At 67.7% G+C, this 15,908-nt stretch carries 9 protein-coding genes; 6 read left to right on the forward strand and 3 right to left on the reverse strand.

The window, feature by feature from the left end; genetic code table 11:
• Nucleotides 1-43: 43 nt before the first annotated feature.
• Both glmM and AC3WQA_RS16600 read left to right on the forward strand, forming a co-directional pair.
• A complete protein-coding gene (glmM, locus tag AC3WQA_RS16595; RefSeq protein WP_492676135.1) occupies nucleotides 44-1,393 on the forward strand; it encodes a phosphoglucosamine mutase in 1,350 nt (449 codons plus the stop codon).
• Nucleotides 1,394-1,507: 114 nt separating this feature from the next.
• Complete coding sequence (locus AC3WQA_RS16600; RefSeq protein WP_492676136.1) at nucleotides 1,508-2,443, forward strand: isopenicillin N synthase family dioxygenase; 936 nt, start codon at nucleotides 1,508-1,510, stop codon at nucleotides 2,441-2,443.
• A gap of 234 nt (nucleotides 2,444-2,677) precedes the next feature.
• Here the strand turns inward: AC3WQA_RS16600 and AC3WQA_RS16605 are convergent, their stop codons facing one another.
• The gene (locus AC3WQA_RS16605) at nucleotides 2,678-5,848 is read right to left on the reverse strand and encodes a multidrug efflux RND transporter permease subunit (protein ID WP_492676137.1); all 3,171 of its coding nucleotides are present in this window, start codon (nucleotides 5,846-5,848) and stop codon (nucleotides 2,678-2,680) included.
• Between the two features lie 12 nt (nucleotides 5,849-5,860).
• Nucleotides 5,861-7,042: an efflux RND transporter periplasmic adaptor subunit gene (locus AC3WQA_RS16610; RefSeq protein WP_492676138.1), complete on the reverse strand. Its 1,182-nt coding sequence runs from the start codon at nucleotides 7,040-7,042 to the stop codon at nucleotides 5,861-5,863.
• A 385-nt stretch (nucleotides 7,043-7,427) separates the two neighbouring features.
• Here AC3WQA_RS16610 and AC3WQA_RS16615 point away from each other — a divergent pair, with 385 nt between their 5' ends.
• From AC3WQA_RS16615 to AC3WQA_RS16630, 4 genes are all read left to right on the forward strand, one after another.
• On the forward strand, nucleotides 7,428-12,356 hold the full coding sequence (locus AC3WQA_RS16615) for an NAD-glutamate dehydrogenase (RefSeq protein WP_492676139.1): 4,929 nt from the start codon (nucleotides 7,428-7,430) through the stop codon (nucleotides 12,354-12,356).
• A 228-nt stretch (nucleotides 12,357-12,584) separates the two neighbouring features.
• Nucleotides 12,585-13,346, forward strand: coding sequence for an NAD kinase (locus tag AC3WQA_RS16620; protein ID WP_492676384.1), 762 nt, complete (start codon nucleotides 12,585-12,587; stop codon nucleotides 13,344-13,346).
• Nucleotides 13,347-13,564: 218 nt separating this feature from the next.
• Entirely contained in the window at nucleotides 13,565-14,488 is a 924-nt protein-coding gene (locus AC3WQA_RS16625; RefSeq protein WP_492676140.1) for a 5'-nucleotidase, read from the forward strand.
• Nucleotides 14,489-14,577: 89 nt separating this feature from the next.
• Nucleotides 14,578-14,973 (forward strand): LiaF transmembrane domain-containing protein, encoded by a 396-nt coding sequence (locus AC3WQA_RS16630; protein ID WP_492676141.1) that lies wholly within the window; start codon nucleotides 14,578-14,580, stop codon nucleotides 14,971-14,973.
• A gap of 9 nt (nucleotides 14,974-14,982) precedes the next feature.
• Here AC3WQA_RS16630 and AC3WQA_RS16635 read toward each other — a convergent pair whose 3' ends face one another.
• Entirely contained in the window at nucleotides 14,983-15,858 is an 876-nt protein-coding gene (locus tag AC3WQA_RS16635) for a DMT family transporter (protein WP_492676142.1), read from the reverse strand.
• Between the last annotated feature and the right edge of the window lie 50 nt (nucleotides 15,859-15,908).

The raw sequence follows: 15,908 nt of genomic DNA on the forward strand, positions 1-15,908 counted from the left end.
CGGCGGCGCGCACGGATCCACCTTTTCCCAGGGAGCTGCGCCCATGACCCAGCGCAAATATTTCGGCACGGATGGCATTCGCGGCGTCGTCGGCACCTGGCCGATCAATGCGGAGTTCATGCTGCGCCTGGGGCGCGCCGTGGGCGCGGGCCTCGCGGCGACGCAAGGCAAGGCGAGGCCGCTGGTGGTGATCGGCAAGGACACCCGTGTCTCCGGCTACATGTTCGAAGCCGCGCTGGAGGCTGGCCTGGTGGCCGCCGGCGCCGACGTGCGCCTGCTCGGGCCGATGCCCACGCCGGCGGTGGCGATGCTCACGCGCAGCCTGCGCGCCGATACCGGCATCGTCATCAGCGCCTCGCACAACCCGCACCACGACAACGGCATCAAGTTCTTCTCCGCGCGCGGCGAAAAGCTCAGCGACGCCACCGAGGCCGCCATCGAGGCCGAGATCGACGCCGCCTTCGTCACCGTGCCCTCCGAACAATTGGGCAAGGCGCGCCGCATCGATGACGCGGCCACCCGCTACGTGGAATTCTGCAAGGGTACGGTGGCCGAGGACTTCAACCTGAAAGGGCTCAGGCTCGTGCTCGACTGCGCCAACGGCGCCACCTACCAGGTGGCCCCCAAGGTGTTTGCCGAGCTGGGCGCCGAGGTCGACGTGATCGGCGGCCAGCCCGATGGTTTCAACATCAACCGCGAGTGCGGCTCCACCCATCCGCAGGCGCTGCAGCGCGCGGTGCTGGAGCGGGGCGCCGATCTGGGCATCGCCTTCGACGGCGACGGCGACCGCGTGCAACTGGTGGATCGCCACGGCGTGCTGGCCGATGGCGACGACCTGCTCTACGTGATCGCGCGCGCCTGGCAGGCGCGCGGCGTGCTCAAGGGGCCGGTGGTGGGCACCGTGATGAGCAATTACGGCCTGCAACTGGCGCTGGGTGCGCTGGGCGTCGAACTGGTGCGCGCCAAGGTGGGCGATCGCTACGTGCTGCAGAAGCTCAAGGAACACGGCGGCGTGTTGGGCGGCGAAACCTCGGGCCACATCCTGTGCCTGGATCGCGCCACCACTGGCGATGGCATCGTCTCCGCGCTCGCCGTGCTGGAGGCGCTGGACGGCGAGGATTTCGCCGTGGCGCGGCAAGGGCTCAGGAAGCTGCCGCAGGTCATGATCAACGTGCGCGCCGAAGGCGCCCGCGCCTCGCTCACCAGCCTGGCCGTGCGTGAGGCGTTGGCGGCCACCGAGGAAACCTTGCGCGGGCGTGGCCGCGTGGTGTTGCGTGCCTCCGGCACTGAGCCGCTGGTGCGGGTCACCGTGGAAGGCGCCGATGCCGCCGAGGTGCAGGCATTGGCGCAAGCGCTGGCCGACGTCGTAAAATCCGCCGCAGAACGTTCGTGAACCAGTTGGCGCTTGCGCCAGCTCCGGGAACCGGTCGCCAGGGAATGGCCCGACGTGAAACGCCCCTGCGGTGGCGTATCACCCATCGACCGCAGGCCTGACCCGGACACGACCATGAAACACGTTCCCACCCTCGATATCCGCCGCTACGACACCGGGCGCGACGCCTTCGTCGCCGAACTGGGCGCGGCCTACCGCGAATACGGCTTCTGCTGCATCAGCGGCCACGGCATCGACCGTGCGCTGATCGACGGTGCGTACGAGGCCTTCCGGCAATTTTTCGCGTTGCCGGCCGAAACCAAGCAGCGATACCACGTGCCCGGTGGCGGTGGCGCGCGCGGCTATACCCCGTTCAAGGTGGAGACCGCCAAGGACAGCCGCTATCCCGACCTCAAGGAGTTCTGGCACGTGGGCCGCGAGATCGCACGCGACTCGAAGTTCGCGCCGCTGATGCCGCCGAACCTGTGGCCCACCGAGGTGCCGGAGTTCCAGCGCTACGCCTACGGCCTGTACGAGGCGCTGGATCAGCTCGGCAGCCGCGTGCTGCGCGCACTGGCGCTGCACATCCACTTGCCTGAAGACTACTTCGCGGACAAGACCGAGCAGGGCAACGCCATCCTGCGCCCTATCCATTACCCGCCGATCACCGACGAGCACGTGCCCAACGTGCGCGCCGGCGCGCACGAGGACATCAATTTCATCACCCTCCTGGTGGGCGCGAGCGCCGAAGGCCTGGAAGTGCTCACCCGCGAGGGCGAGTGGTTGCCCATCACCACTGAGGGCGACGCCATCGTGGTGAACATCGGCGACATGCTGCAGCGGCTGAGCAATCACGTGTATCCGTCCACCACCCATCGCGTGGTGAATCCGCGTAACGGGAATGCGCGCAAGCCGCGCTACTCGGTGCCGTTCTTCCTGCATCCGAACCCCGACGTGGTGCTCGACCCGCTGCCGCAGTGCGTGACGCCGGACAACCCGCGGCGCTACGACGCGCCGATCACCGCACACGAATACCTGCAGCAGCGGCTGCGCGAGATCAAGTTGATCTGAGAGGCCGTGATTTTTTCAGCCACGAAGCCCGGCCATGGAGGGCCGGTCGCGGGTCGATCACGCAAGTGATTGATCCGCGGAGCGGCGTCCGGACATGTGCCGGACATCGCGATGAAAAATTCCACAGGACGTGGAATTTTTCACAGGCTCTGGGCAGGGATTCGAGCCCCGTGATTCGCAAAACGCCCCGGCTTGCCGGGGCGTTTTGCGATGCGGGTACGGCCGCCGCGTAGCTCAATGCCCGCGGCGTGGATCGGAGTCGAAGGTGTGCGGCGTGGGGATGCCGGGATGCGTGTCGCCGTCCAGCTTGTCACCCAGCAGGCGCCGCACCACGATGTAGAACACCGGGATGAGCAGCACGCCGAGGACGGTGGCGAACAGCATGCCGCCGATCACGCCGGTGCCGATGGCGTGGCGGGCATTGGCGCCGGCGCCGGTGGAGACGAACAGCGGGAACACGCCGAGGATGAAGGCCAGCGAGGTCATCAGGATGGGGCGCAGGCGCAGGCGGGCGGCATCGATGGTGGCCTGGCGCAGCGTGCGTCCGGCTTGCTGTTCGGCCACCGCGAACTCCACGATGAGGATGGCGTTCTTCGCCGCCAGGCCGATCACCGTGACCAGGCCGATCTTGAAATAGATGTCGTCGGGCAGGCCGCGCAGCATGGTGAACACCACCACGCCCAGCAGGCCCAGCGGCACCACCAGCAGCACCGACACCGGGATCGACCAGCTCTCGTAGAGCGCGGCCAGCGCCAGGAACACGATGAGGATGGAAAGCACCATCAGCAGCGTGGCAGCGTTGCCGGAGAGGATCTCCTGGTAGGACTGCCCGGTCCAGTCGTAGCCGAAGCCCTTGGGCAGGTCGTTGGCCACGATTTTCTGCATCTGGTTCATGGCTTCGCCGGAGGCGTGGCCGGGCGCGGGCGAGCCGACGATTTCCACGGCGGAGTAGCCGTTGTAGCGGGTCAATGCGGGTGAACCCATGCCCCATGTGGCGTGCACCACGTTGGCCAGCGGCACCATCGCCGGCGTGCCGTCGGCGTTCTTCTGCACGCTGCTGGGCGTGAAGAAATGCTGCAGCGCCTGCGGCCCCATGCGGTAGGGCGCGTCGGCCTGCATGACGACGCGCTTGACGCGGCCGCCGTAGGTGAAGTCGTCCACATAGACCGGCGCCAGCATCAGGCTGATGGCGTTGTAGACGTCGCTGACCGACAGGCCCATCGACTGTGCCTGCACGCGATCCACCGTGAGGTCGAGCTGCGGGGAGTCCTCCAGCGCGTTGGGCCGCACGCCGGTGAGCACGCTGTTCTGGCTGGCCTTGCCGAGCAGGATGTTGCGCGCCTGGGTGAGCGCGTCGCGGCCGAGGCCGGCGCGATCCTGCAGGTACATGTCGAAGCCGCCGAACTGGCCCAGGCCCTGGATGGTGGGCACGTTCACCACGAAGATGCGCGCATCGTTGATGGCGTGCAGTTTCATGTTGGCGCGCTGGATGAAGTCCATCGCGGTGCCCTTGCGCTGGGCCCAATCCTTCAGCTTGATGAAGGCCATGCCGGCGTTCTCGCCGTTGCCGATGAAGCTGAAGCCGGTCACCTGCAGCACGCCCTCCACGGCCGGATCCTGGCCGAGGATCACGCGCATCTGCGCCATCACCGCGTCGGTGCGCTGCTTGGTGGCGCCGGGGGGCAGCTGGATGACGCTCATCGCGTAGCCCTGGTCTTCCTCGGGCAGGAAGCTGCCGGGCAGGCGGGTGTAGAGGAAGCCGGCCAGCACCGTCACCAGCGCGAACACCGCCATCCAGCGTGGCGCGTGCTTCACCGCGTGGCCGACGTGGCCCACGTAGGTGTGCGTGGTCCAGTCGAAGAAGCGGTTGAACGCGCGGAAGACGAGGTTCTTCTTCTTGTGGTGCTCGGGCTGCAGGAAGCTGGCGCACAGCGCGGGGGTGAAGGAGAGCGCGAGGAAGGCCGAGAAGCCCATCGACAGCGCGATGGTCAGCGCGAACTGCTTGTAGATGATGCCCGAGGCGCCCGGCTGCAGCGCGGAGGGCACGAACACCGCCGCCAGCACCACGGTGATCGCCACCACCGCGCCGGTGATCTGGCCCATCGCCTTGCGCGTGGCGTCCTTGGGCGAGAGGTTCTCCTCGGTCATGATGCGTTCGACGTTCTCGATCACCACGATCGCGTCGTCCACCACGATGCCGATGGCCAGCACCATGCCGAACAGGGTCAGCTGGTTGATGGTGAAGCCGAGCACCAGCATGCCGAGGAAGGTGCCCAGCAGCGCCACCGGGATCACCAGAGTGGGGATGATGGTGGCGCGGATGTTCTGCAGGAACAGCAGCATCACCAGGAACACCAGCACGACGGCCTCGATCAGCGTGTGCACCACCTCGTCGATGGAGATCTGCACGAAGGCGGTGCTGTCGTAGGGGCTGAACCAGCTGACGCCGGGCGGGAAGCCGGGGGCGAGCTCGTCCATCTTGGCGCGCACGGCGGTGGCCACGTCCAGCGCGTTGGCGCCGGGCAGCAGCTGGATGGCGAAGGCGCCGATGGGCTTGCCGTCCCAGGTGGTGTTGAAGCCGTAGCCGCTGGGGCCAAAGCTGATCTTCGCCACGTCGCCCAGGGTCACCGTGGAGCCGTCGGCGTTGGCGCGCAGGATGATGCCGGCGAACTGCTCCGGCGAGGTGAAGCGGCCTTCCGCCGACACGGTGGCGGTGAGGCCCTGACCGGGCAGGGCGGGGTCGGCGCCCAGCGAGCCGGCGGCGAACTGCACGTTCTGCGCCTGGATCGCGGCGAATACCTGCGAGGCCGACAGGCCGTAACCCTGCAGCTTGTCCGGGTTCAGCCAGATGCGCATGGCGTATTCGGAGCCGAACTGCTGGGTGCTGCCCACGCCGGGGATGCGCGCGATCTGGTCGAGCACGCGCGAGCCCACGATGTCGTTCAGGCGGTCGCGGTCGATGGCCGGATTGTCGGATTTGAGCGCCGCCACCATCAGGAAGCCGGCGTTGGCCTTGGCCACCACCACGCCCTGTTGCACCACTTCGGTGGGCAGCCGCGGCGTGGCCAGCGCCACCTTGTTCTGCACCTGTACCTGGGCGATGTCGGGGTCGGTGCCGTTGGCGAAGGTCAGCGTGATGCTGGCGCGCCCGCTGGCACTGGATGACGAGTCGAAGTACAGCAGGTGGTCGATGCCGGTGAGCTGCTGTTCGATCACCTGGGTGACCGCGCTTTCGGTGGTCTGCGCGCTGGCGCCGGGATAGCTGGCGCTGACCGTGACCTGCGGCGGGGCGATGTTGGGGTAGGACTCCACGCCCAGATTGAGGATGGCCAGCACGCCGCCCAGCGAGATCAGGATGGCCACCACCCAGGCGAAGATCGGGCGGTCGATGAAGAAACTCGGCATGGTCGGACTCCCTTACTTGCCAGCCGCTGCTGCGGCGCCGGCGGGTTTGGGCTGCCACGGCGAGGCCTTGGCGGGAGCGCCGTCGCGCACGTCCTGCACGCCCGACACGATCACCTGGTCGCCGGCCTTGATGCCATCGGTGACGATCCAGTCGCCCCCGCTCATGTTGGCGGTGGTGACGTCATGGCGCTTCACCATGCCGTCCTTGCCCACCACGAACACGTAGGCGCCCACGGTGTCGCGCAGCACGGCGGCCTGCGGAATCAAGAACACCTGGTGTTGCTCGCCCAGCCTGGCCTTGATCGTCACGTACATGCCGGGCAGCAGGCGGTGCTGCGGATTGGGGATCTGCGCGCGCAGGTTCACCGCGCCGGTGGTCGGGTCGACCGTGGCCGAGGTGAAGTCCAGCGTGCCAGGCTGCGGATAGATGCTGCCGTCAGGCAGGCCGACCTGCACGCTGGCCTGGCCGGGCTGTGCCAGGGTGAGCTTGCCCTGGCCCTGCGCCTGGCGCAGCTGCTCCAGCTCGGCCACGCTCAGGCTGAAGTTCACGTACAGCGGGTCGATCTGGTCGATGGTGGTGAGCAGCGTCGCGTTCGCGCCGCCGTCGCTGGTGCCGTTGCCCACGATGGCGCCCTCGGTCACCCGCTGCTGTCCGGCACGGCCGGCGATGGGCGCGGTCACCTTGGTGTAGCCGAGGTTGATGCGCGCGGTGGCCACGCTGGCCTGGGCCTGCTGCACGCTGGCCGCCGTGCTGCGCTCGGTGGCTTCGTCGGTATCCAGCTGCGCACGCGAGACGTAGCCCTTGCCCACCAGCTTGCGGTCGCGCTCGGCCGCCGTGTGCGCGTTTGCGGCGTTGGCCCTGGCGGCGGAAAGATTGGCGAGGCTGGCGTTGAGCGCGGCCTGGTAGGTGGCCGGGTCGATCTCGAACAGCAGCTGGCCTTTCTTTACGTCACTGCCTTCGACGTAGCTGCGCTTGAGCAGCACGCCGGCCACGCGCGCGCGCGCGTCGGCGCTGCGGTAGGCGGCGAGGCGGCCCACCAGATCCCTGGTCAGCGCCTCGTTCTGCGGCTTGACGGCCACCACGCCTACTTGCGGCGGCGGCAGTTGGGAGGCGCCTTGCGGCTGGCGACCGCAGGCGGCCAGCGCCAGGAGGCCGAGGCAGAGGGTGGGGACGCGCAGCAGGGGCGATGACATGGGGACTCCGGGCGAGCAGGACGTAACGTGGCATCGCAGCGTGCTGCCACGCGCGACAGGCCAATGGCACAGCATGCGGGCGGCGGCGGGTGCGTGTCGCGTGTCGAAAGTTGGGGCGGTGGGTGGCCGTGGGGTGCCGTTGAATTTCTACTATACCGCGCGGTACATAATTTATTGAAGCCTTGCGCAAACAGGCTTTTTGTGGACGCATCGGACAGGTGTCCGGCGGTTGCGGCAGGTGTCATGGACGCCGCCTTGACACACCACGCGGTGGGATGGCTGAACGTGCGCGAAAGCTGCATCGCACAATGTTGGTGCATGCCTTCTGGCGTATCCTTCGCGGGCTTTGCGTTAACCCATTCGTTACCACGGAACAGTAATTGCCATGAATGCCATTCGTGCAGCCCAAGATGCCCCGCTTTCGACCGCGGTGTATGAGGTTCTGAAGCAAGCCGGCCTCTCCGCACCGCGTCTCGACGAGGCGCAAACCTTCATCGGCGCGTTCTTCGCGCGCGCCACGCAGGCCGAGGGCACGCTGCACACACCCGCGCAGTGGGCCGCCTTGGTCGGCGGCTTTCTCGATTTCATGCAGCAACGTGCGCCGGGGCGTGCCGCCGTGCGCGTGCTGAACCCCGAGGGCGGCCACGCCGGTCGCAGCAGCCTGCAGATCGTCACTGACGACATGCCCTTCCTGGTCGACACGGTGAGCATGGTGATTGCCGCGCGCCTGCAGATACACGCGGTGATCCACCCGGTGCTGGGCGTACGTCGCGACGCTTCCGGCAAGCTGCTTGGCCTGGGCGGGCAGGGTGCCTTGCCCGAGTCGGTGACGCATTTCGAGATCGACCGCGTCGCCGACGCCGCCGAGCAGGCCGCGCTGGTGGCGCAGGTCGAGGCGGCGCTGGAGGACGTGCGTCTGTCGGTGTCCGACTGGGCCACGATGCGCGACAAGGCACTGACCATCGCCAACGAGCTGCCGCAGCGCCAGCCGGCGCTGGACGCCGATTCGGCCCGCGAGGCGGTGGATTTCCTGCGCTGGCTGGCGGCCGACAACTTCACTTTCTTGGGCTACCGCGAATACGAGGTGGCCGAGACCGACGGTGATCGCGTGCTGCGCGCGGTGGACGGCTCCGGTCTGGGCATCCTGCGCAAGAGCGACGCCACGCTGGCGCCGCGCTCGTTGAAGACGCTGGCGGCCAGCACCTTGCCCCAGTCCGGCTCCACCGACGCCATCATCCTCACCAAGACCAATGCGCGCTCGCGCGTGCACCGCGCCGGCTACATGGATTACATCGGCGTGCTCAAGTTCGGCGCCAACGGCCGCGCGGTGGCCGAGCAACGCTTCCTTGGCCTGTTCACCTCCAGCGCCTACATGGCCCGCCCGCAGGACGTGCCGCTGGTGCGCCACAAGGTCGAGGCGGTGTTGAACCGCTCCGGGCTGAAGCGCGACTCGTACTCCGGCAAGACCCTGCGCCACATCCTGGAAACGCTGCCGCGCGAAGAGCTGCTGCAGAGCGCCGAGGATGAGCTGTTCGCCACCGCGATGGGTGTGTTGGAGCTGCGCCAGCGCGCGCATACCCGCCTGTTCATGCGCCGCGACCGCTATGGTCGTTTCTTCACCGCGCTGGTATTCGTGCCGCGCGACCGCTTCAACACGGCGGTGCGCGAACGCATCGAGGCGATGCTGGGCGAGGCGCTGCACGCCGAGCAGATCGACTCCTCGGTGCAGATGGGCGAAAGCTCGCTGGCGCGCCTGCACGTGGTGCTGCGTCCGCAGATCGGCGACGTGCCCGAGTTCGATCTCGCCGCGCTGGAGCAAGGCCTGGCCGGCATCGTGCGCAACTGGCACGACGAGGTGCGCGATGCGCTGGTGCACGCGCATGGCGAACAGGCCGGCGTGGTGCTGGCCAACCGCTACGCGCGCACCTTGCCGGCCGGCTACGTCGATGACGTGAGCCCGGCGGTGGCCGCCGGCGACATCCATCAGCTGTCGCTGCTGGAGGGCAACAACGCGCTGCGCATGTCCTTCTACCACCCGGCCAAGGCGCCCGAGACGTTGCGCTTCAAGGTCTACCGCTCCGGCGGCGACATCGCGCTCTCCGAGGTGCTGCCGCAGCTGGAAAACCTCGGCCTGCGCGTGCTCACCGAACACGTCTACACCATCGCCGGCGACACCCCGCTGTCGATCCAGGATTTCGAGGTGCAGCCGACCGGCAAGCTGGCTTTCTCGGTGGAGCAGGTGGGCGCGCAGTTCGAGCATGCCTTCGAGGAGGTCTGGCGCGGCCGCGCCGAGAACGACGGCTTCAACCGACTGGTGCTTGGCGCCAAGCTCGGCTGGCGTCAGGTGGCCGTGCTGCGTGGCTACTGCAAATACATGCTGCAGGCCGGCACCACCTACTCGCAGGCCTACATGGAGGAGACGCTGAACCGCTATCCGGCCATCGCCGGCCTGCTGGTGGAGTTGTTCCTGGCCAAGTTCGATCCGCGCCGCGAAACGCTGGCGGCGGACGAGCGCGCCGCCGCGGGTGCGCTGCTGCAGGACGAGATGTCCACGCTGATCCCGGCCAACGTGCAGGCCGCCAACCCGGCGCTGGTGGGCTCGCTGGTGGAGATGCTGGCGCAGCCGCGCGAGGCGCAGATCAAGGTCATCGAGGGCGCCATCGGGGTGCTGCTGGAGAACGTCGCCAGCCTCGACGAGGATCGCATCCTGCGCAGCTACGTGGCGGTCATCCGTGCCACCTTGCGCACCAGCTTCTTCCAGCTGTGGAACGGCACGCACCGCGACTACATCAGCTACAAGCTCGACTCGCACGCCGTGCCGACCCTGCCCAAGCCGGTGCCCTACCGCGAAATCTGGGTGTGCTGCCCGCGGGTGGAAGGCGTGCACCTGCGCTTCGGCCCGGTGGCGCGCGGCGGCCTGCGCTGGTCCGATCGCCGCGAGGATTTCCGCACCGAGGTGCTGGGCCTGGTGAAGGCGCAGATGGTGAAGAACACGGTGATCGTGCCGGTGGGCTCCAAGGGCGGCTTCTTCGTCAAGAAGTCGCCGGTGGGCGGCGACCGCGACGCCGTGCTGGCCGAGGGCATCGCTTGCTACAAGTTGTTCATCAACGGCCTGCTCGACATCACCGACAACCTGGTCGACGGCAAGATGGTGAATCCGCACGACTGCGTGCGCCACGATGCCGACGATCCCTACCTGGTGGTGGCCGCCGACAAGGGCACGGCCACCTTCTCCGATATCGCCAATGCCATTTCCATCGAGCACGGCTACTGGCTGGGCGATGCGTTCGCCTCCGGCGGCTCCAACGGCTACGACCACAAGGGCATGGGCATCACCGCCAAGGGCGCGTGGGAGTCGGTGAAGCGGCATTTCCGCGCGCTGGGCCACGACTGCCAGAACGAGAACTTCAGCTGCGTGGGCATCGGCGACATGTCCGGCGACGTGTTCGGCAACGGCATGCTGCTGTCGCGCCACACGCGCCTGCTGGCCGCGTTCGATCACCGCCACGTGTTCCTCGACCCGAATCCGGATGCGGAAAAGTCCTTCGTCGAGCGCGAGCGCCTGTTCAAGCTGCCGCGTTCCTCCTGGGACGACTACGACAAGTCGCTGATCTCCGCTGGCGGCGGTGTGTATCCGCGCAGCCTCAAGTCCATCCCGGTGTCGCCGCAGGTGCGCGCCGCGCTGGGGCTGAAGGCCGACGTTGAACATCTCGCGCCCACCGACCTGCTCAACGCCATCCTGAAGGCGCCGGTGGATCTGCTGTTCAACGGCGGCATCGGCACCTACGTCAAGGCCAGCAGCGAAACCCACGCTGACGCCCGCGACCGCGCCAACAACGCGCTGCGCGTGGACGGCAACGAGCTACGTTGCAAGATCATCGGCGAAGGCGGCAACCTCGGCATGACCCAGAAGGGCCGCATCGAGGCCGCGCACAAGGGTGTGCTGCTGAACACCGACTTCATCGACAACTCCGCCGGCGTGGACACCTCCGACCACGAGGTGAACATCAAGATCCTGCTGAACGACGCCGTGCGCCGCGGCGAACTCACCGATGCCGCGCGCAACACCCAGCTCGCCGCGATGACCGACGAGGTGGGCCGCCTGGTGCTGTGGGACAACTACCGCCAGAACCAGGCCATCACCCTGATGGAGCACCAGTCGGTGAAGCGCATCGGTTCGATGGCGCACTTCATCCGCACGCTGGAAGGCGAAGGCCAGCTCGATCGCCAGGTGGAGAACCTGCCCTCCGACGCCGAGCTGGCCGAACGCAAGGCGCGTGGCCAGGGCCTGACCCGCCCCGAGCTGTCGGTGTTGCTCTCCTACGACAAGATCCGCCTGTTCCAGCAGCTGCTGGACTCCGACGTACCGGAAGACCCGTACCTCTCCAAGGAGCTGGTGCGCTATTTCCCCGTGCCGTTGCACGAGAAATACGCCGAGCACATGCAGCGCCATCGCCTGAAGCGCGAGATCATCTCCACGGTGGTGACCAACTCCACCATCAACCGCATGGGCGCCACCTTCATGATGCGCATGCAGGAGGACACCGGCAAAGGCCCGGCGGCGATCGCCAAGGCCTACACCGCCGCGCGCGAAATCCTCGATGCCCGCGAGCTGTGGGCGCAGATCGAGGCGCTGGACAGCAAGGTGGCCGAGGACGCCCAGATCGGTGCGGTGATGCAGGTGTGGTCGCTCTTGCGCCACATGACGCGCTGGCTGCTCAACCGCGTGGGCGGCACGCTGGAAATCGCCGCCAACGTCGAGCACTTCCAGGCCGGCGTCAGCGCCCTGCGCCAGACCTTGCCGGCGGTACTCACCCCCACCGGCCGGGGCAATTTCGCCAGCAACCAGGAAAAGTGGGAAGGCCTCGGTCTGCCCGCCGAACTGGCGCTGCGGCTGGCCCGCCTGCCGGAGCTGCGCGCGGCACTGGACATCGTCGACGTGGCGCAGCAGACCGGCCATCCGGTGGAGCAGGTGGCGCGCGTGTTCTACGAACTGGGCGAGTCGCTCGACCTGGAATGGCTGCGCGACCAGATCGAGGCGCTGCCGGTGGAAGGCCATTGGCATGCGCAGGCGCGTGGCTCGCTGCTGGACGAGCTGAACCACCAACACCGCGCGTTGGCCCAGCGCGTGCTGAAGCTCGCTGGCAACGACCGCGCGGTCTCGCCGGTCAAGGCCTGGCTGGGGAGCGACGACGCCACCTTGCAGCACACCCGCCGCATGCTGGCCGACATCCTCACCCAGAACGCCGACTACCCGATCGCCTCGGTCGCGGTGCGTCGCCTGGCACAGCTGGCACAGGTGCCGGTGGGTTGAGGTCGCTCGGCCCGCTCCCCAGCCCCTCTCCCGCAAGCGGAAGAGGGGCTTGAGCATCGTTCCCCTCGCCCGCTTGCGGGAGAGGGGTTGGGGGAGCGGGTAAGCCGGCACGCGAAGATATGTCGTTTGTCATTCAAAGCCCCGGTTTGCCCGGGGCTTCGCTTTTCCGGTGTGCCGCCGCATCCATGCAGTAAGCTCCGGCGCATTCCCATGGAATCCATCGCCGCCATGCGCATCGCCTTCGTCGCCAGTGACATCGCCGTCGCCCAGCAGGCGCGGCGCAAGCTCGTGGAGCGCTACGGCGACGTGCCGGCGGATCAGGCCGAGTTGATCGTGGCGCTGGGCGGCGACGGCTTCATGCTGCGCACCTTGCACGGGCACCGCGCGCTCGACGTGCCGGTGTATGGCATGAAGCTCGGCCGTGTCGGTTTTCTGATGAACAAGCATCGCGTGGACGAGCTGCCCGAGCGCGTGGCGCGCGCGCACGCCGCCGTGCTGTTTCCGCTGGAGATGCGCTGCACCGGCGCCAGCGGCGAGGTGTGCCGCGCGCTGGCCTTCAACGAAGTCTCGCTGCTGCGCCAGTCCAACCAGGCCGCGCACCTCGAAGTGAAGCTCAACGAGGCGGTGAAGCTGCCCAACCTGGTCTGCGATGGCGTGCTGGTTGCCACGCCGGCCGGCTCCACCGCCTACAACCTCTCCGCACACGGCCCGATCCTGCCGCTGGACGCCAACGTGCTGGCGCTCACCCCGATCAGCCCGTTCCGTCCTCGCCGCTGGCGTGGCGCCATCCTGCCGCACCGCACCTGCGTCAGCCTGCGCGTGCTCGATCCCGGCAAGCGCCCGGTCAGCGCCACCGCCGATTTCCACGAGGTGCGCGACGTGCGCGAGGTGCAGATCCGCCAGTCCACCGAACAGGGCGTGCGCCTGCTGTTCGATCCCGAACACAATCTGGAACAGCGCATCCTCGACGAACAATTTGCCGCGGATTGATGTGGGGAGCAGAGGCGGGAAGCGGGAAGCAGGAGCAGGAGCAGGAGGCGAGAGGCAGAGGCGAGAGGCAGAGGCGAGAGGCAGAGGCGAGAGGTGCTTGTCTCCCTCTCCCCCAAGCTCCACTTGGGGGAGAGGGTTGGGGTGAGGGGGGCTCCAGGCCCGCACCCGCACCGCAGCCAATCTCACGCCCCGAGCATCGCATGCGCTAGATTGCCGTCATGTCCCAGCCCACCGTCCACGATCCTTCCGCCGTTACCGACAACCGCCTCGTCGTCGCCATCTCCTCGCGCGCCCTGTTCGACCTCGGCGATAGCCACGCGTTGTTCGAACGCAACGGGCTGGACGCCTATCGCAGCTTCCAGATCGCGCACGAGGACGAGATCCTCCAGCCCGGCGTGGCCTTTCCGCTGGTGCAGAAGCTGCTCGACCTCAACAAGCTGGCCGGTGACGTGCCGCCGGTGGAAGTGATCCTGCTCTCGCGCAACTCCGGCGACACCGGCCTGCGCATTTTCAACGCCATCCAGCACTACGGCCTGGAAATCAGTCGCGCGGCGTTCACCAGCGGCGCGCCCACCTCCGACTACATCGCGCCGTTCAAGGCCGACCTGTTCCTCTCCGCCAACGCCGAGGACGTGGGCCGCGCGCTCAAGGCCGGCGTCGCGGCCGCCACCATCCTGCCCAGCACCGCGCCGCCGCGCATGAGCGAACAGCTGCGCATTGCCTTCGACGGCGACGCGGTGATCTTCGGCGACGAGGGCGAGCGCGTCTCGCGCGAGGAAGGCCTGGAAGCCTTCCATCGCAGCGAAACCGAGCACGCCGCCGAGCCGCTGTCGGTCGGCCCGTTCCGCGGCTTCCTCACTGCATTGCACCACCTGCAAAGCGCCTTTCCAGCGGAAGACTCGCCGATCCGCACCGCGCTGGTCACCGCGCGCTCCGCTCCCGCGCACAAGCGGGTGATCCTTACCCTGCGCAAGTGGGGCGTGCGCATCGACGAGGCGCTGTTCCTCGGCGGCCGCGACAAGGGGCCCTTCCTCGATGCCTTCGGTGCCGACATCTTCTTCGACGATTCGCCCGCCAACGTGGAATCCGCGCGCAAGCATGTGGCGACCGGGCATGTGCCGCACGGGGTGAGCAATCGCTGATTCCAGCGCAGGTGTTTCGAGTGACGGCTGTCACTGGCGGCGTGCTGGCTGGCGGCCTATCGTGGCGTCGACTTCCAAGGGGCATGCCCATGAACACTCAAGCAGACGATCGTTCGATGCGGCGCTCTTCGCGCATCCTGCCCGCCGTGATGGTGATGGCGATTGGCGTGTTCTTCCTGTGCGCCAATCTGGGCGTGAACCTGCCATTTCTCGGTTACGACAACTGGTGGGCGTGGTTCATGCTGATTGGCGCGGCGTGGCCGATTGGCGAGGCGGTGGAGCGCTATCGCCGGGTCGGCAAGCTGGATGCCGCGGTGTGGTACGCGCTGCTGCCGGCGCTGTCGATCGTGCTGGTGGCGTCGTTCTTCATCCTGCACTTGTCGTGGGCGATCTGGTGGCCGCTGTTCATCGTGCTGGGCGGCTTGTACATGCTGGGTGGTCGTGACGGGCGTCGTTATCGACACTGGCATCGCGACGACCGCTGAAGACGGCGCTCACAGCATGCGCAGGCGTCGCCACCATGAGGTTTTTTGCTCCTCGCGCACGAGGGTGAACAGCCCGGCGCCAAGGATCAGTGCGATACCCACGCCCATCACGGCGTCGAGGCGGTCGCCGAACAGCCAGTAGCCGAAGCCGATGGCCCACAGCATCTGGCTGTACTGGGTGGGCGCGATGCGGTTGGCCGGGGCGTGCTGGGTGGCCAGCATCAGCAGCACGCCGGCCAGCGCGGCGAGCAGGCCATAGCCGGCGAGCAGCTCCCATTGCACGAGGCTTGGCCACACGAACTGCGGCAGCATCAGCACGCCGCCGGTCAGCAGTGGGCCGACCACGCCCGCGCCATACAGGCTGATGCGTTTTTCGTGGGCGCCGGCCATGCGCAGCGCCACCATCGACACCGCGCCAGAGAGTCCGCAGACGATGGCGGCGATGTGCCCCGGCCCCAGTTGCCGGAAGCCCGGGCGCAGCACCACCAGCACGCCGGCAAAGCCCACGAACACCGCCGTCCAGCGCCGCCAGCCGACGTGCTCCTTGAGCAGCAGCACCGAGAGAACGGTGACGAAGATCGGCATGAGGAAGATCAGCGCGAACACCTCGGCCATCGGCAGCAAGGTGAAGGCGATCACCGAACTGATGTTGCAGATGGCGCCGGTGAGCGCGCGTGCCCACCACAGCGCCGGCTTGTGCGCGTGGAACACGTCCATCCAGCCTTCGCCGCGCTCCTTGATGAAGGGCAGGGCGGTCAGCCCCAGCGCCGCGCCAATGGCCACCGCCTCGTAGGGCGGCAGCGAGCCGTGCAGCGCCTTCACGAAGGCGTCGCTGATCGAAAAGGCCGCAAAGCAGGCAAAGCCCAGCAGCACACCCTTGAGCATGGTCGTCCGTGGGCTTGGGGAAAGCGCGCATGATCGCATGTCCGTGCGCT

It is taken from the genome of Rhodanobacter sp. FW106-PBR-R2A-2-24, assembly GCF_058789615.1.